12 protein-coding genes are annotated in these 17,226 nt (G+C 73.0%); 6 read left to right on the forward strand and 6 right to left on the reverse strand.

The window, feature by feature from the left end:
• Nucleotides 1–110 precede the first annotated feature (110 nt).
• Complete coding sequence (locus SL103_RS03460) at nt 111–371, forward strand: hypothetical protein (protein ID WP_069567260.1); 261 nt, start codon at nt 111–113, stop codon at nt 369–371.
• A 158-nt stretch (nt 372–529) separates the two neighbouring features.
• On the opposite strand, the gene SL103_RS03465 is transcribed toward SL103_RS03460, so the two are convergent.
• Together SL103_RS03465 and SL103_RS03470 are read right to left on the reverse strand one after the other, a co-directional pair.
• The gene (locus SL103_RS03465) at nt 530–3,892 is read right to left on the reverse strand and encodes a S41 family peptidase (RefSeq protein WP_069573349.1); all 3,363 of its coding nucleotides are present in this window, start codon (nt 3,890–3,892) and stop codon (nt 530–532) included.
• 146 nt (nt 3,893–4,038) lie between these two features.
• The gene (locus tag SL103_RS03470) at nt 4,039–6,615 is read right to left on the reverse strand and encodes a hypothetical protein (RefSeq protein ID WP_164492749.1); all 2,577 of its coding nucleotides are present in this window, start codon (nt 6,613–6,615) and stop codon (nt 4,039–4,041) included.
• 292 nt (nt 6,616–6,907) lie between these two features.
• Between SL103_RS03470 and SL103_RS03475 the strand changes: the two genes are divergently transcribed.
• From SL103_RS03475 to SL103_RS03490, 4 genes are all read left to right on the forward strand, one after another.
• Entirely contained in the window at nt 6,908–8,029 is a 1,122-nt protein-coding gene (locus SL103_RS03475) for an energy-coupling factor ABC transporter permease (protein ID WP_069567263.1), read from the forward strand.
• A 1-nt stretch (nt 8,030) separates the two neighbouring features.
• Nucleotides 8,031–8,792, forward strand: a complete 762-nt coding sequence (gene cbiQ / locus SL103_RS03480; protein ID WP_069567264.1) for a cobalt ECF transporter T component CbiQ — start codon at nt 8,031–8,033, stop codon at nt 8,790–8,792.
• Nucleotides 8,789–9,559, forward strand: a complete 771-nt coding sequence (locus SL103_RS03485; protein WP_069567266.1) for an energy-coupling factor ABC transporter ATP-binding protein — start codon at nt 8,789–8,791, stop codon at nt 9,557–9,559. Before cbiQ ends, SL103_RS03485 begins: the two co-directional genes overlap by 4 nt.
• A gap of 104 nt (nt 9,560–9,663) precedes the next feature.
• Nucleotides 9,664–10,869 carry a serine hydrolase domain-containing protein gene (locus SL103_RS03490; protein ID WP_208869822.1) on the forward strand — a complete coding sequence of 402 codons (1,206 nt, stop codon included), beginning with the start codon at nt 9,664–9,666 and terminating at the stop codon, nt 10,867–10,869.
• A gap of 65 nt (nt 10,870–10,934) precedes the next feature.
• Here the strand turns inward: SL103_RS03490 and SL103_RS03495 are convergent, their stop codons facing one another.
• The 4 genes from SL103_RS03495 to SL103_RS03510 form a co-directional block, all read right to left on the reverse strand.
• Nucleotides 10,935–11,786 (reverse strand): EamA family transporter, encoded by an 852-nt coding sequence (locus tag SL103_RS03495; protein WP_069567268.1) that lies wholly within the window; start codon nt 11,784–11,786, stop codon nt 10,935–10,937.
• Nucleotides 11,783–12,319 carry a YbaK/EbsC family protein gene (locus tag SL103_RS03500; RefSeq protein WP_069567269.1) on the reverse strand — a complete coding sequence of 179 codons (537 nt, stop codon included), beginning with the start codon at nt 12,317–12,319 and terminating at the stop codon, nt 11,783–11,785. The genes SL103_RS03495 and SL103_RS03500 overlap by 4 nt, the downstream gene beginning before the upstream one ends.
• Before the next feature lie 84 nt (nt 12,320–12,403).
• Nucleotides 12,404–14,059 carry a penicillin-binding transpeptidase domain-containing protein gene (locus SL103_RS03505; protein WP_069567271.1) on the reverse strand — a complete coding sequence of 552 codons (1,656 nt, stop codon included), beginning with the start codon at nt 14,057–14,059 and terminating at the stop codon, nt 12,404–12,406.
• A 167-nt stretch (nt 14,060–14,226) separates the two neighbouring features.
• The gene (locus tag SL103_RS03510; RefSeq protein ID WP_069567273.1) at nt 14,227–15,966 is read right to left on the reverse strand and encodes a dolichyl-phosphate-mannose--protein mannosyltransferase; all 1,740 of its coding nucleotides are present in this window, start codon (nt 15,964–15,966) and stop codon (nt 14,227–14,229) included.
• 88 nt (nt 15,967–16,054) lie between these two features.
• Between SL103_RS03510 and rsmI the strand changes: the two genes are divergently transcribed.
• Nucleotides 16,055–16,957, forward strand: a complete 903-nt coding sequence (gene rsmI / locus SL103_RS03515; RefSeq protein ID WP_069573354.1) for a 16S rRNA (cytidine(1402)-2'-O)-methyltransferase — start codon at nt 16,055–16,057, stop codon at nt 16,955–16,957.
• Nucleotides 16,958–17,226 lie beyond the last annotated feature (269 nt).

Here is a 17,226-nt window from a genome sequence, read left to right on the forward strand (position 1 = left end):
GCGGCCCGCGGATCACGGAGGGTAGTCGCTCGTGATCGAAATGCGACGAATGTCCGATCATGTCACGCTGGTCGAGGCCCACCCCCTACACCCCACTAGGAGTGAACAGCATGGGCATCAAGGACCAGTTCCAGGACAAGGCCAACGAGCTCAAGGACCAGGCGCAGCACGCTGCGAACCGTGGCCGCGACGAGTCCCGCGAGCGCGGCCAGCAGGGTCGTGAGCCGGGCCGTGAGCCGGGCCGCGAGCCGGGTCGCGAGCCGGGTCGTGAGCACGGCGGGCAGGAGCGCGAGCGCGGCCAGCAGGGCCGTCGCCCCGCCCCCGACCCGATGGACGAACTGCGCGACGAGCGGAACCGCTTCCAGAGCTGACGCGCCGGTCCTGAAGGCACGTCGCGGCGGACGCGCCGTGACGTGCGGGGCGCACCCGGTCGACCGGGTGCGCCCCTTCGCGCGTTCGCGTACCGGCGGCTCGAACGGACCGTGTGCCGGCCGCCGTTGAAGATTTCCTGATCAGCCCGGCGACGGGCTCAGGCCCCCTCGGCCCCCTCCTCCTCGCCGGCGTTCCGCGGCGGCAGCGGGGGCCGTCGCCGGTCCGGCACGTCCGACAGGTCCGGCGGCGTCGCCGCCGGATGCCGCTCCAGCAGCTCCAGCGCGGTGCGCACGGCCACGCCCAGCGTCGGGTGCCGGCCCTCGGCCCAGTGCATCGGGGAGCGCAGCGTCTCGATGTCCGGCTCGACGCCGTGGTTCTCCACGTCCCAGCCGTAGAGCCGGAACCACGCGGCGTTCATCGGCACGGTGATCGCGGTGCCGTCCGCGAGCCGGTGCCGGCCGGTCATCCCGACCACCCCGCCCCAGGTGCGCATGCCGACCACCGGGCCGATGCCGAGCAGCTTGAACGCCGCGGTGATCATGTCGCCGTCGGACGAGGTCATCTCGTCGGCGACCGCGACGACCGGGCCGCGCGGGGCGTTGCCGGCGTACGAGACCGGCTCGGCGTCGCGGGTCAGGTCCCAGCCGATGATGGTGCGGGTCAGCTTCTCGATCACCAGCTCGGAGATGTTGCCGCCGGCGTTGCCCCGTACGTCCACGATCAGTGCGGGCCGGGCGACCTCCTTGCGCAGATCGCGGTTGAACTGTGCCCAGCCCGACCCGCCCATGTCGGGGATGTGCAGGTAGCCGCACCGGCCGCCGCTCAGCTCGCGCACCACGGCGCGGCGGCGGGCGACCCAGTCCTGGTAGCGCAGCGGCCGCTCGTCGATCAGCGGGACCACCGCGACCCGGCGGGCGGGGCCGTCGCCGTCGGCCGGGGCGAAGGTCAGCTCGACGGTGGTGCCGCCGGCCGCGGCCAGCAGCGGCGCGGGGCCGGTGACCGGGTCCACCGGGCGGCCGTCGACATGGGTGAGCGCGGACTCCTCGCGGATGCCCGTACCGGCCAGCGGGGAGCGCGCCTTGGAGTCCGAGGACTCGCCGGGCAGGATGCGCTGCAGGATCCAACGCCCGTCCCGCTGCACCAGGTTGGCGCCGAGCAGGCCGATGGCCCGCTGGTAGTGCGGCGGCCCCTCGTTGCGCCGCGCGCCGGTGACGTACGCGTGGGAGGTGCCCAGCTCGCCCATCACCTCGCGCAGCAGGTCGGCGAACTCGTCGGGGGAGGCGACCCGTTCGACCAGCGGCCGGTACTGCGCGAGGATCGCGTCCCAGTCGATGCCGGACAGCCGCGGGTCCCAGAAGTACGCCCGGATGATCCGGCCCGCCTCCTCGAACCCCTGGCGCCACTCGGCCCCGGGGTCCACGTCGTGCAGGATGCGCCGCAGGTCCAGGTAGACCGTCGAATCGCTGTCCCCCGGCTCGGTCGCGGGCACCGCGCGCAGCTCGCCCTCGTCGTTGACGACCAGCCGGGTGGCGTCGCGGCTGACCGCGAAACCGTCGAGGGAGCTGGTGAGTTCGGTGCGGCGCGCCTTGGTCAGGTCGAAGTGTTCGAGGGTGGGCTTGCCGGAGGTGTTGTCGGGATTGGCGAACGTCTCGCCCAGCGCGCCGGAGATCGGCCAGCGCAGCCACACCAGCCCGCCCCCGCTGACCGGTTGCAGCGAGGAGTACTTCGAGGCCGCCACCGGGAACGGCGTGACCCGGTTCTCCAGCCCCTCCACCTCGACCAGCACCGGCCCCTCCCCGCCCGGCGGAGGGTTCTCGTCCGGGTCCAGGCCGCCCGCCGCGGGCCGCCCCTCCGGCGACAGGGCGAACGGCGAGGGGGTCGCCGAGGACAGCGGTACGAGGTAGGGGCGGCAGCCCAGCGGGAAGGACAGGTCGCCGGTGTGCACGTCGTAGACCGGGTCGAAGCCGCGCCAGGACAGGAAGGCCAGGTAGCGGCCGTCGCGGGTGAAGACCGGCTGCTCGTCCTCGAAGCGGCCGTTGGTGACGTCCACGACGTGCCGGTCGGACAGCCGGGCCATCTTGATCAGCCGCAGCGAGCGGCCGATGCCCGGGTGCGACCAGGTCAGCCAGCGGGAGTCGGGGGAGAAGGCCAGGTCGCGGACCGGGCCGTTGGTGGAGCGGATCAGCTCGGTGACACCACCGGGCCCGGCGGCCTGCTCCTCCGCACTGCGGTCCTCCTCGGTCGGCTCCTCGTCCGGCCGGGTCACGTCCACCAGCAGCAGCCGGCCGTCGTTCGAGGCCACCGCCAGCCGCTCGCCGTCGGGTGACGAGGCCATCTCGTGGACCCGGCCCAGCTGCCCCACGGCCAGCCGGCGCGGCTCGCCCGGCGCGCTGGCCCGCGGCAGGTTGGTGATTTCGACGCTGTCGTCGCCCTCGGCGTCGGTGACGTAGGCGATCCGGCCGGTGGAGCCCAGCATCTCGGGCAGCCGGACGCGGACGCCCGGGGTGTCGTGGATCGTCCGGGCCGGGCCGTCGCGGTGGGTGAGCCAGTACAGGCTGCCGCGTACGCCGATCGCGCTGGCCCGGCCCGTGGTGTCCACCGCGAGCGAGGTGACGTGCGAGGCGGCCGGGACCTGGTAGGTGCGCCGGCCGGCCCGCGGCCCGCCCAGCCGCACCGCCAGCTTGCGCGGTACGGCGTCCGGGCCGAGGTCGTCGACCAGCCAGAGGTCACCGGCGCACTGGTAGACGATCCGCTCGCCGTCGGTCGAGGCGTGCCGGGCGTAGAAGTCGGCGTGGTCGGTGTGCCGGCGCAGATCGGTGCCGTCCGGCAGACAGGAGTAGACGTTGGCGATGCCCTCGTGGTCGGAGAGGAAGGCGATCCGCCCGCCGACGAACATCACCGAGTCGAGGTGCCCGTACAGCTCGGGCAGCAGCCGGGTGCCGTGCAGCCACATCCGGCCCATCGCGCCGCCCCGGTAGCGCTTCCAGGACGCGGGCTCGTGCGGCGGTTTGCCGGTGAGCAGCAGCGTGCGGCGCTCCCCGTCGACCTCGGACACCGCGATGTCGGCGACCGGCCCCCAGGGCAGCTTGCCGCCCGGGCTGCCGTCCGTGGGCACGCTGTAGGCCCACGAGTAGTACGAGAACGGCTGGCCGTGCGAGGAGACCGCGAGGACGTGCGAGGCGCCCTCGTGGTCGGGCGGCGTCCAGCCGCACACCCGGGCGTCCGTGCTGCCCCAGTACGTCAGCCGGCGGGCGGGGCCGCCCTCGACCGGGGCGAGATGCACCTCGGGGTCGAGGCTGCGCCAGGTGGTGAAGGCGATGTGCCGGCCGTCCGGCGAGAAGCGGGGGTGGCCGACCCGCGTGCGGTCGACCGTCAGCCGCCAGGCGCGGCCGGGCTCCTGCCCGTCCGGGGCGAGCGGCGCCACCCACAGATCGTCCTCCGCGGCGAAGCAGAGCAGCTCGCCGTGCAGATGCGGAAAGCGCAGGTACCCGCCGGGCGGCGCGGGGGGCGTGGTCGGCATGCGGCGCAGCCGCCCCCGCGATTCGGCGGCGTCCGGCTCCGGGCGCGGCCCGGCGGCTTCGGGTGCATCGCTCACGCCCCCATGGTTTCGGGCGGGGAAGTGGGTGGCAACTCGGCCGGGCGGGTGGGACCGGGGGGCGGTGGGCGTCAGATCCGGATGGCCGCAGGCGGGGAGGCGTACGGGTGCTCAGGTTTCGCGATCTCGTGCACGGCTGCCTGGAATTTGGCCCTGGTGTCCCAGTTCTGCGCGGGCTGCAGCCTGGCCCCCAGCCGCTGCCAGGCGGCCGCGTACTGGGAGCACAGGGTGCGCACATCGGCTGCGGGCATCCGTGTCACACCTGCGGCCACGGCGTCGTCGAGCGTCGTGCACCAGGCGTGGCTGCGCCGCAGGGCGGTGTCGGACATGTTTTTCCTGAGGTCGTCCGTGACGGATTGCAGCAATTCGGCAAGGCATTTGTGTTCGCCCTCCGCATCGGCGTCCTGCAGCATTCCCGGAGGGAAGTCGGACCGTGCCGCCGCGCACGGATCGCTTTCCTGGACGGCGCCGATGAGGGCGGCCCTGTCGTCCCAGTTCCCCGGGTGCCTTTCCGCTACCACAAGGAGGGATTCCCAGGCTTTCTCCTCGGCGTCGAGCCAGGCTCGCAGAGCATGGACGGCGACCGAGCCGTTCTTGCCGCGCTGCCGCCAAATCTGTTCCATGACGTGTGCGGTCTCCCTCAGGAGGCGACGTGCGTAGCCGTCCGTGAGACAGCGGATCGAGGGGCAGGGAACAGCCTTCTCCACCGTCGCGGCGCGGGGGTAGGTCCTGCGTACGAAGTCGGCGAAGGGTGACGTGCGGCGGAGCAAGGCCAGGTCCGGGTCCTCGAAGAGCATCCACGAGCGTCCCAGGGTCGTGAAGCCGCTTTCGGCACGCAATACCGCCTCCTCCAATTCTTTGACAGCCATCCGGGTGAGTTCGTCGCAGTGGCACTTCCCGGTAGCGCCCCGTTCTTCGGCCACATACCTGTTCATCGCCACGGCACAGACGCACGAGAAGTTGTAGTAGTCCTGCCATTCGCGGAGGGCGGGTGACAGGGGCCGCATGCGGGCGCTGAGATCCGCCGGGGTCAGCTCTTTCCAGCTCATCTCGTGTCTGCGCCGGGCGTAGGCCCGCCGGTGAGGCGTCGCGGTACGGCGGTCCCGCGGTGCCGGCAGGGGTTCCGCCAGCTCGCTCGATCTCCAGGCCAGTCGCAGCGGCCCCCAGACGTCCCGGTTGATCATCAGGCCCACGCGGTTGAGCGAGGACCGCGGGCGGTTCTGCTGGACGTAGGCGATCGGCCAGATCTTCCTGAGGAGGCGCGGGAGCCAGGCGAACCATACGAGGGGGGAGCACCGCGCGTGCAGATCATCTTCCGTGAGCCGGTACAGCTCCTGCACGGCGGCCCTTTGGAGCACCACGCGGATCTGCTTCTTCGCGGCGTCCGGGGCATCGTCCTTCAGGTGCTTCTCAAGCCACTCCTTGGAGGTCTCCTCGACGCCGATCCCGCTGTACCGGACGGTTCTGCACGGGCCTTCGCCGGCGAGCGCGAAATCGACAGCGGCCGGCCAGTAGCGTTCCGCCAGGACGCGCCGCAGGAAGTCCGACATCGGTCGGTGCCCATCGCCACGGGAATTCTGCTCCGCCAGCTCCACGATGCGCTCCGATGTGCCCAGGATGATGGCATTGCGGTACCGGAGACCGAGAGTTTCCCAGTACTTGTGGGGGCGGAAGAAGTAACGGCATCGTGAAAGCGGATGAGGCCAGCGGGCCCACAGCCGTTGGTTGTACTCCTCGGCGGTCTGCCCGTCGAGCGCGAGACCCGACTGGCAGCTTTCCAGTGCGTCGACCGGCAGTGCCAGTTTTTCCTGAACTCCTGCGAACTCCGCCCGGATATAGGGATTCTGCGGGTCGAATACAAGCGCCTCGCCATAGCGTTGCAGCGCCTGGTCGTAGCGCTGACGGGCGCTCAACGCCTTCGCCTCCTGGTAGGCGCGCAGCAGCTCGGGCGGCAGTTCGCGGGCCCGCCAGGCGTGCCACGGCGGCCGCCGGCCGGCCCGGGTCACCGGCAGCAGCGAGGCTTCCACCCAGTACGCGGCCCGGCACACCGCGTGCTCCCAGTCCCGCCCCCAGACCGTGGTGGCCCGCGCCCCGCTGAAGACGTACGCGGTGAGCGTCACGGTGATGCCGCACGGCTCCGTCCGGTGCTCACGGCGCTGGAGCACCCCGCCGACACGGTAGGCGAGCTTGGGCCGCAGCCGGCTGAGCAGGCGGGGGATCGTGGTGCCCGGCTTCGTGAGGTCCACGTCGCCCAGCAGGTCGAGGAAGCTGGTGGGCGGAGCCTCGGCGGGCACCGTGGTGGGTGGATAAAGGCTGCTCTCCGACAGCTGCATGCGGAGGCGGGACGTCAGGGCGTCGACCGGAAGCGATGCCCTCCCGACCGTGGCGTCCACGAGCTGCTGCACCTGTACGGGCCCGGGCCGGTAACCCAGCGCGGAACGGGTGGCCCGCCACCACGCGTACAGCATCACCAGAACCAGGAGCAGGCTCGCCAGCTGCAGTCCGGGGCTCAGGCCCCGACCGCTGATGAATGCCGCGAGACCGCCGAAGATGCGGGGGAACAGGTCGGCTGCCCTCCACGACCAGTTGTGCCCGCCCGCCCACCACGCCGCCGTCAGCACGGCGAGTGTGGTGACGGCCGCGGCCAACCCCCACGCCACGACCCGCGGAACGAGAAGCGGCGACGTAGGAGTCCGGGAGAGTTTGCCCGGTCGCTTGCCCATGTCGACTGTCCCGAATGATCTCTGTTCCCAGTCTCCGTCGCTTGGCAGGTATCTGCCACTGCGGGGCGGGGGAGCGGGCGCGAGCGGCACGCCGTGCGCCGGTGCGTACAACTGGCTGTGGTGCTCCACGCCGTTTCGCATGACGGGCGCTCTTGCAACTTGTTCGCAGCAGGCACCACCATTGGCTGGTTGCAGACCCTGGAGCGGAGAACCCGAGATGCACGTACCCGATGGATTCATCAATGCGCCGGTGTCGGTGGCGACCGGTGCGCTCGCCGCGGCCGCCGTCGCCGTCAGCCTGCGCGGCGCCCGCCGGGAGCTGGCGGGTACGGGCCAGGGCGGCGGCGCGGGCGCGGAGCGTACGGCGCCGCTGGCCGGTCTGGTGGCGGCCTTCATCTTCGCCGTGCAGATGCTGAACTTCCCGGTCGCGGCCGGTACCAGCGGGCACCTGCTCGGCGGTGCCCTCGCGGCGATACTCGTCGGCCCGTACACCGGCGTGCTGTGCGTCTCGGTCGTGCTGCTGATGCAGGGCGTGCTGTTCGCCGACGGCGGGCTGACCGCGCTGGGCGTCAACATCACCGACATGGCGATCGTGACCACCGTGGTCGCCTACGGCCTGTTCCGCGTGCTGGTCAAGGTGCTGCCGCGGAGCCGCCGCTCGATCACCGTCGCCTCGTTCGTCTCCGCGCTGGTCTCGGTGCCGGCCGCCGCCGTCGCCTTCACCGCGCTCTACGCCCTGGGCGGCACGGCCGACGTGCCGATCGGCAAGGTCTTCACCGCCATGGTCGGGGTGCACGTACTGATCGGCATCGGCGAGGCCGCGATCACCGCGCTGACGGTGGGCGCCGTGATCGCCGTACGCCCGGACCTGGTCCACGGCGCGCGCGGCCTGACCGCGCCGCTGGAACTGCGGACCTCGCCGCTGACCGACGCCGGCGCCGCCCCGGCGGCCACCACCCCCGACCCGGCCCCGGCCCCCGCCCCGGCCGCCGCCCCGCGCCGGTCCGTCCGCCGCGTCTGGCTGGCCGGCCTCGCCGCCGCCCTGGTCTGCGCCGGCGGCGTCAGCTACTACGCCTCCGCCAGCCCCGACGGCCTGGAGAAGGTCGCCCACGACCAGGGCATCGACGCCAAGGCGAAGGACCACGCCGCCAAGGACTCCCCGCTCGCCGACTACAGCGTCAAGGACATCACCGACCCGCGGCTGTCCGGCGGCCTCGCCGGCGTCATCGGCGTCGGCGCGACGCTGGCCGTCGGCACCGGCGTGTTCGTCGTGCTGCGCCGCCGCAGGAACGCGGCCGACGCCCGGCCGGCCGCCGAGGCCCCCGCGGAACGGGCCTGAGATGGGCGCCGGCCACGCCCACAAGCTCTACCGGCACGGCCACTCGCCGGTGCACGCCCTGCCCGCACACTGCAAGATCGCCGCGGTCTTCTGCTTCGTGCTGGTCGTCGTCTCCACCCCGCGCGAGGCGGTCTGGGCCTTCGGTCTCTACGCCCTGCTGATCGCGGCCGCCGCCGGGGCGGCCCGGATCCCGGCCGGGTTCCTGCTCAAGCGGCTGCTGATCGAGGTGCCGTTCGTCGCCTTCGCCGTCCTCATGCCGTTCGTGGCCGAGGGCCCGCGCGTCCATGTCGCCGGGCTCGGCCTGAGCGTCTCCGGCCTCTGGGGCGCCTGGAACATCCTCGCCAAGGGGACGCTCGGCGTCGCCGCGTCGGTGCTCCTCGCCTCCACCACCGAGCTGCGGGAACTCCTGCTCGGCCTGCAGCGGCTGCGGATGCCGCCGCTGCTCGTCCAGATCGCCTCCTTCATGATCCGCTACGGCGACGTGATCACCGACGAGATGCGGCGGATGCGGATCGCCCGGCTCTCCCGCGGCTTCGAGGCCCGCGGGGTACGCCACTGGGGCGTGCTCGCCAAGTCCGCCGGCGCGCTGTTCATCCGCTCCTACGAGCGCGGCGAACGCGTCCACCTCGCCATGGTCAGCCGCGGCTACACCGGCACCATGCCCGTCATCGACGCGACCACCGCCACCCGCACACAATGGACCCGCGCGGCCGTCCTCCCGCTCGCCGCGCTCGCCGTCTGCCTCCTGGGATGGACCCTTTGAGTACCACCACGCCCGCGCCCGCCCCCTCCCTGCACGTCTCCGGCCTCGCCTACGCCTACCCCGACGGCCACCAGGCCCTCTTCGGCGTCGACCTGACCGTCGCCCGCGGCGAACGGGTCGCCCTCCTCGGCCCCAACGGCGCCGGCAAGACCACCCTCGTCCTGCACCTCAACGGCATCCTCGAAGCGGGCGCCGGCAGCGTCGCGGTGGCCGGGCTGCCGGTCGCCAAGGGCAACCTCGCGGAGATCCGCCGTCGGGTCGGCATCGTCTTCCAGGACCCCGACGACCAGCTGTTCATGCCCACCGTCCGCGAGGACGTCGCCTTCGGCCCGGCCGCCGCGGGCCTGCGCGGCGCGGAACTCGACGCCCGGGTCACCGAGGCGCTCACCCGCGTCGGCATGGCCGACTTCGCCGACCGCCCGCCGCACCACCTCTCGTTCGGCCAGCGCCGCCGGGTCGCCGTCGCCACGGTGCTCGCGATGCGCCCCGAGATCCTCGTCCTCGACGAGCCGTCCTCCAACCTCGACCCGGCCTCCCGCCGCGAACTCGCCGACATCCTGCGCTCGTTGGACGTCACCGTGCTGATGGTCACCCACGACCTGCCGTACGCGCTGGAGCTGTGCCCGCGCTCCGTCGTGCTGTCCGGTGGCGTACTGGTCGCCGACGGCACCACCCAGGAACTGCTCTGCGACGAGGAACTGATGCGCAACCACCGGTTGGAGCTGCCGTTCGGCTTCGACCCGCGCTCGGTCACCGTCCCCCGCTGACGCCCCGGCGCCCCCTCGCCGTGTGAGGAACACCACGGGCCGTGGCCCTGGTCATCAGCACCGATCCGCGCGTTGCACCATTGATGGGTCACGCAAAGCGACGGATGAACGGGAAGCGGGAAACAGTGGTGGACGTCCAGGGCACGGTCGAGGACGGCTTCGAGCCGGTCCGGGACGCCTTCGTGGCCAACTTCACCGGACGCGGGGAGCGCGGCGCGGCGGTCGCCGTCTACCGGCACGGGCGCAAGGTCGTCGACCTGTGGGGCGGGACGAAGGACGGCGACGCCTCCGACGCCCCCGACGCCGCGCCGTGGGAGGCCGGCACCGCGCAGGTGATCCGGTCCGCCACCAAGGGCATCGCCGCCCTCGTCCCGCTGCTGCTGCACCAGCGCGGACAGCTCGACCTCGACGCGCCGGTCGGCACGTACTGGCCCGAGTTCAAGGCCGCCGGCAAGGAGCGGGTTCTCGTCCGCCATCTGCTGACCCACCGCGCCGGGCTGCCCGTCCTGGACACCCCGCTCACCCCGGAGCAGGCCATCGACGGCGTCAGCGGCCCCGCCGCGGTCGCCGCCCAGGCACCCGCCTGGGAGCCCGGCACGGACCACGGCTACCACGCCCAGACCTACAGCTGGCTCCTCGGCGAGCTGGTGCTCCGGGTCACCGGGCGCACCCTCGGCTCCTGGATCGCCGAGGAGATATCCGGGCCGCTCGGCCTCGACCTGTGGATCGGCCTCCCGGAGGCCGCCCGGTCCCGCGTCGGCCGGCTCGCGGCCCTCGACGCGCCGGCGGCGCCCGCCGCGTCCGGCCTGCGCGTCCGCCCCAAGCCGGCGGTCGCCGACGCGTACGCCGACCCCGCCTCGCTGACCAGCCGTGCCTTCGGCGCGATCTCCCCGGCCCCGGACGAGAACGCCGCGGCCTACCGCGCCGCCGAACTCCCCGCCTCCGCGGGCATCGCCACCGCCCGCTCCCTGGCCCGCTGCTACGCCGCGCTGATCGGCGCCGTCGACGGCCACCCCCGCCTCTTCGCGCCCGCGACGCTCACCCTCGCCCGCACCGAGGAGTCCGCCGGCCTCGACCGCACCCTCCTGGTCAACACCCGCTTCGGCCTCGGCTTCATGCTGCACGGCCCGGCCTCACCGCTGCTGGCCCCCGGCTCCTTCGGCCACCCCGGCCGCGGCGGCGCACTGGCCTGCGCCGACCCCGAGAGCGGCCTCGCGTTCGGCTACGTCACCAACGGCATGCAGCGAAACGTCACAGCGGACCCCCGGGCCCAGGCACTGCTGAGAGCCACCTCCCGCGCCGCCGGCTGACCCGCCGCGGACGCGGCTGCTCCCCACGGCGGGTCGGCCGACACCGCGCGCAGCACCCCCGCAGGTCACCCCGGGTGCAGCATCAGCGCGATCCCCGCCACCATCAGCCCCGCCGCCGCGATCCGGGGAGCGCCGAAGCGTTCCTTGAAGAAGAGGGCGCCGATCGCGGCGCCGACGATGATGGACGATTCGCGCAGGGCGGCGATGGGGGCGAGCGGGGCCCGGGTCTGGGCCCACAGGACGAGGCCGTAGGCGAAGACCGACAGGACGCCGCCGGCCAGGCCGCGCAGGGCGAACGGGCGGAGCTGGGTGAGGAGTTGCCCGCGGCGGACGGCGAGCGCGTAGGCGGGGATGACGATGCCTTCGAGGATCATCAGCCAGCCGATGTAGCCGAGGGCGGTGCCGGAGGCGCGTACGCCGAGGCCGTCGACGGTGGTGTAGGAGGCGATGGCCAGGCCGGTGGCGACGGCGGCGAGGAGGGCCGGCCACTGCGGGTGGCTGCCGGAGCCGCGGATGCCCCACAGGGCGACGCCCACCAGGCCGGCCGAGGCGAGGGCGACGCCGGCGAGCGCCCAGGGGCCGGGGATCTCGTGGACGAAGACGGCCGCGAGGACGGTGACCACGAGGGGCGCGGTGCCGCGGGCGATGGGGTACATCTGGCCGAAGTCGCCCAGCTGGAACGACCGCATGAGCAGCGCCTGGTAGACGATGTGCAGCACGGCCGAGCCCAGGAGGAAGGGCCAGGCGCCGGCGGCGGGCAGCGGGGAGACGCCGGCGAGGACGGCACCGCAGAGCGCACCGCCGCCGCCGACGAGCGTGAAGGCGAGCAGTTGGTCGCGTATGCCGTGGGCGATGGCGTTCCAGCTGGCGTGGGTGACGGCGGCCAGCAGGACGGCCGCGACGACGAGCGGGGTCACGCGGTGCGCTCGCGCACGTCCACCACGCGGCCCCGGGCGTGGTCGATCAGGGTGGCGGGGGCGAGCGGGAAGACGGTGTGCGGGGTGCCGGCGGCGGCCCAGACCGTGTCGTGGGCGAGCAGTCCGCGGTCGGCCAGGACGCGGGTGCGGGTGCGGTGACCGAAGGGCGGTACGCCGCCGATGGCGTAGCCGGTGGTCTCGCGGACCAGCGTGGCATCGGCCCGGCCGACCTTCGTCGCGCCGAGTTCGGCGCGGACCCGCTCCAGGTCGACGCGGGAGGCGCCGTCCATCAGGACCAGGACCGGTTCGCCGTCCCCGGAGCCGGACGCCCCGGGGCACCCCCACGCGGTGAAGATCAGCGACTTGACGATCTGCCCGAGGTCGCAGCCGACGGCGGCCGCGGCCTCGGCGGCGGTGCGGGTGGCCTCGGGGAAGCGGCGGACCTCGACGCTCAGCCCCAGCTCCGCGAGCGCCTCGGCGAAGCGGGGGTGGGCCTGGGATGCCGGTGGTGCGGTGGACGCGGAATCGGTCATGGCCCGCAGGCTAGCGAAAGCTGTACGTGCCACGCGAAGGGAATCCGGTGGCTGGGACGGGGGCCCGCGGGCCCCCGTCCCGGCTCAGTGCGCGGTGAGGATGGCGCGGACCACCGGGCCCGCGTTGGAGCCGCCGTGGCCACTGGCCGGGACGACGGCGGCCGCGGCCACGTCGTCGCGGTAGGCGGTGAACCAGGCGTTGGGCTTCTTCTGGTTGTCGACCTCGGCCGAGCCGGTCTTGGCGCCGATGTCACCGCTGATCCCGGACATCGCCTCGGCGGCCGTACCGGCGGTCGCGGTCAGCTTCATCAGCGACTTCAGTCCGCTGAGGGTGGCGGGCTTCATGGTGCGGGCGGCCTTGGCGAAGGTCCGGTTGTCCAGCGCCGGCGCGACGATGTACGGCTGGTGGAACGAGCCGGCGCGGACCGTCGCGGCGAGCGTGGCGACGTTCAGCGGGTTCATCCGCACGCCGCCCTGCCCGATCAGCGAGGCGGCCATCTGCGCGTCGTGCTGCACCGGCACCGCACCGTCGAAGGTGGGGATGCCGGTCTGCCAGTTCAGGCCGATGCCGAAGACGTCGCGGGCCTCGTTCGTGAGGTCGTCGTCGCCGAGTTCCTTGGCGTGCGAGATGAAGGCGTTGTTGCAGGAGGCGGCGAAGCTCTGCGCGAAGGTGCCGTCCTTGATCTCGGACTTGTTGAGGTTCTGGAACTTCCAGCCGCCGACCGTGACGTACTTGGGGCAGGGGTTCTTCTTGCCCGGCGAGGTCAGGCCCTTGTCCATCAGCATCGCCGAGGTGACGATCTTCATCGTCGAGCCGGGGGCCAGCGACCCCTGCGTGGCCATGTTGAAGCCGTTGGCCGGGGAGTTGGCGAGCGCCAGGATCTCACCGGTGCTGGGCTTGACGGCGGCCGCGGACGCCGACTTCTTGCCCGCGACGGCCTTCTCGGCGGCGGCCTGGAGACCCGCGTCCAGCGTGGTCTTCAGGGTGCCGGGGGTGCCCTTGGAGAGCACCTTCAGGGTCTTGTCGGGCAGCTGGTCGGCGGGCTTGGCGCTCTTGGCGCGGTGGATGAACAGCTCCACGCCGGGCTTGCCGTCGGTCTTGTCGCCGTACTTGTCGCGCAGGCTGTCCAGCACCCCGGCCAGCGACGGGTGCGCCTCGGGGGTCAGCTCGGCGCCGTTGCGGTCCACGGCCTTGATCGGGGGCGCCTCGGCCTCGCCGGTGCGCAGCTGGTCACCCTTGGCCAGACCCGGGTGGAGCACCGCCGGCTGCCAGGCGATCTGCGGCTTCCCGGTGGTCTTGTCGCGCTGCACGGTCGCCGAGGTGCGGTAGGTGTACGGCGCCTTGGTGCCCTTGTAGTCGATCTGCGCGGCGACCGTGTACGGGACCTTGTCGCCGGCCGGTGTGCCCGGCGTCACCGTCACCTTCGAGAACCGGGCCTGCTTGCTGAAGGTCTCCAGCGCGGCCTTCGCGACCGCCGGGCTGTCGGTGAGCCCGGCCGCCTTGGCGGCGTCGCCGGACTGCCAGGCGGTGAGGAACTGCTGCCCCGCCGTCTGGACCTCCTTGGCCGACAGCGGACCCGTCGGGACCTTCGGCCCGGCCCCGCCGGGCTTGGCGTCGGCCGACCTCACCTCCTGCGGGGAGGAGTCGTCCGAGCCGCCGAACAGCGTGAAGCCGCCGACGACTCCCGCCACCAGGGCCACCGAGCCGCCGATCAGCCCGTACTTCACCTCACGGCGCATTGCCACCGATCCCCTCCCAGGAGTCTCGTCCTTGAATACGCACACAAGAACGTGCACCGCACTCTAAGGGACACGGGGAAGTGGTCGAGTCTCGATCCGGGCACGGTCCGGTGACGCGCTGTTGTACAGCTGTGACGGAATTGTCGAAGAGCGGCCGGGCCCCCGCCTCACACCCAGCTGTCGAACCACATCCGGTGGTGCCAGGCCGACTTGGGAATCGGCATACCGGTATAGAGGGGATAGAAGTAGATGAAATTCCAGACAATCAGCAGCACCAGGACACCGGCCCCGACCGCGCCGATGGTCCGGCGGCGCTCGGTGGAGCCCGGTGGGCCGATGAGCGCGCCGATCATCATGGCCAGCGCCAGGCACAGGAACGGGACGAAGACCACCGCGTAGAAGAGGAAGATGGTCCGCTCCTGGTAGAGGAACCACGGCAGGTAGCCGGCCGCGACCCCGCAGGCGACGGCGCCGGCCCGCCAGTCCCGCTTGAACAGCCAGCGGTACAGGACGTAGAGCAGCGCGAAGCAGGCCGCCCACCACAGCAGCGGAGTGCCCAGCGCCAGCACCTCGCGGGCGCAGCCCTCGGCCGCGGTGCAGCCGTCCTGGCCGGCCTTGGGGTCCTCGTAGAAGTACGAGACCGGGCGGCCGAGGACCAGCCAGCTCCAGGGGTTGGACTGGTAGGTGTGCGGGGTGGTCAGGCCGGTGTGGAAGGCGTAGACCTCGGTCTGGTAGTGCCACAGGCTGCGCAGCCAGTCCGGCAGCCAGGTCCAGCCGGCCTTCTGGCCCTCGGGGGTGGTCGCCCAGTCGCGGTAGTAGCCGCCCTTGGTCGCGATCCAGCCGGACCAGGACGCCAGGTAGGTGGCGAGGGCGACGACGACCGTCGAGCCGAAGGCGGGCAGGGCGTCACGGCGTACGGCGGAGCGGAAGGGGCGCCGGGCGCCGGCCGTACGGCGGGCCGCGACGTCCCACAGCACGGACATCAGGGCGAACGCGGCCAGGAAGTACAGGCCGTTCCACTTCGTCGCGGCGGACAGGCCGAGGCACAGGCCGGCCGCGATCCGCCAGGGGCGCCGGCCGAGCCGCAGCCGGTCGCCGACCTTGTCGTCGGGGCGGGCCGTGCCGTCGGGGTCCAGCGGCAGCGCGTCCGCCAGCCGGGCCCGGGTGCGGTCCCGGTCCACCAGCAGACAGCCGAACGCGGCCACCACCCAGAACATCACGATCAGGTCGAGCAGCGCGGTGCGGCTCATGACGAAGTGCAGCCCGTCCACCGCGAGCAGGGCGCCGGCCAGGCAGCCCAGCGCCGTCGAGCGCAGCAGCCGCCGCCCGATCCGGCAGACCAGCAGGACGGACAGCGTGCCGAGCAGCGCCACCATGAACCGCCAGCCGAAGGGGTTCATCCCGAACGCCCACTCGCCGAGCGCGATCAGCCACTTGCCCATCGGCGGGTGCACCACGTACGAGTGCTCGGGCGAGAGCAGGATGTGCGCCGGGTGCCCGACCAGGGCGTCATTGGCGTTCTTGGCCCAGGTGCCCTCGTAGCCGTACTGCAGCAGCGACCAGGCGTCCTTGGGGTAGTACGTCTCGTCGAATATCACCTTCCGCGGGCTGCCCAGGTCCCAGAACCGCAGCACGCCCGCGAACAGCGTCACCAGCAGCGGGCCGGCCCAGTCCGACCAGCGCGCGAGCCGGTCCGCCGCCCGCGGGCCTACACCGAACGCCGCCCACATCCGGCCACCGGGCTCCGGGAAGGGGGGCACCAGCCGCGCCCGGACATCGGCCTGCGGGCGTGCCGGGTACCCGAAGCGGCGCAGGCGCCGCTGCCACACGGGGGGCTGCCCGGCCGGTTCCGGGGCGCGGTGCGCGGCGGCGTCGGTCGCGGTGGTCTCACTCGTCACCCGGCCCATCGTAGGGAAGCGGCCTGTGCGCCGGTGCGGAGCGCCACCGGGGATGGCGCCGGACGGCGGCGCGGTCCCGCCCTGGGAGGATGGGCGGGTGACTGGAACGCTGGTACTTGCAGGGACGCCCATCGGGGAGATCGCGGACGCGCCGCCGCGGCTCGCCACCGAGCTCGCGGCCGCCGATGTGATCGCCGCCGAGGACACCCGGCGGCTGCGCCGGCTGACCCAGGCGCTGGAGGTGACTCCGGCCGGCCGGATCGTGTCGTACTTCGAGGGCAACGAGGCGGCGCGGACCCCGGAGCTGGCCGACGCGCTGGCCGGCGGGGCGCGGGTGCTGCTGGTCACCGACGCCGGGATGCCGTCGGTCTCCGACCCCGGCTACCGCCTGGTGGCCGCGGCCGTCGAGCGGGGGATCAAGGTCACCGCGGTACCGGGCCCGAGCGCGGTGCTCACCGCGCTGGCCCTCTCCGGGCTGCCGGTGGACCGCTTCTGCTTCGAGGGGTTCCTGCCGCGCAAGGCCGGTGAGCGGCGCTCCCGGCTGAGCGAGGTCGAGGGCGAGCGCCGCACGCTGGTCTACTTCGAGGCGCCGCACCGCCTCGACGACACCCTGGCCGCGATGGCCGAGGTCTTCGGCGCGGACCGGCGGGCCGCGGTGTGCCGGGAGCTGACCAAGACCTACGAGGAGGTCAAGCGCGGCCCGCTGGGCGAGCTGGCGGCGTGGGCGGCCGAGGGGGTGCGCGGCGAGATCACCATCGTGGTCGAGGGGGCGCCGCAGAGCGGGCCGGCGGAGATCGACGCCGCGGAGCTGGTGCGCCGGGTGCGGATCCGCGAGGAGGCGGGGGAGCGGCGCAAGGAGGCCATCGCCGCGGTCGCCGCGGAAGCGGGACTGCCCAAGCGGGAGGTCTTCGACGCGGTGGTCGCGGCCAAGAACGCCGAGAAGAACGCCGAGAAGGACGCCGGGAAGGAAGCGGAGAAGGGCGCCGGGAAGGGCGCCTAGCAGGGCGTCGGGGAGGGCGCCGGGGAGACGCCGGGCGGGGCGGAAAGGGCGCGGGGAAGCCGGGCGGTCCCGCGGGCGGAACGGTCAGCGGAATCCGGTCACGAGCGGGGTCCCGAAACCGTTCGCCGGGGAATGATGCGCAGCGCACGGCGAAAACCGACTCATCAGAAGGTAAACGGCTGGCCGGAAAGGTAAAGCGCGGGCCGAGGCATTGGGGTGATTTTCCTACCGTCGGCCAAATCTGCGCCAATACCACCGGCGATCAGCTG

Source organism: Streptomyces lydicus, assembly GCF_001729485.1.
Classification (GTDB): domain Bacteria; phylum Actinomycetota; class Actinomycetes; order Streptomycetales; family Streptomycetaceae; genus Streptomyces; species Streptomyces lydicus_D.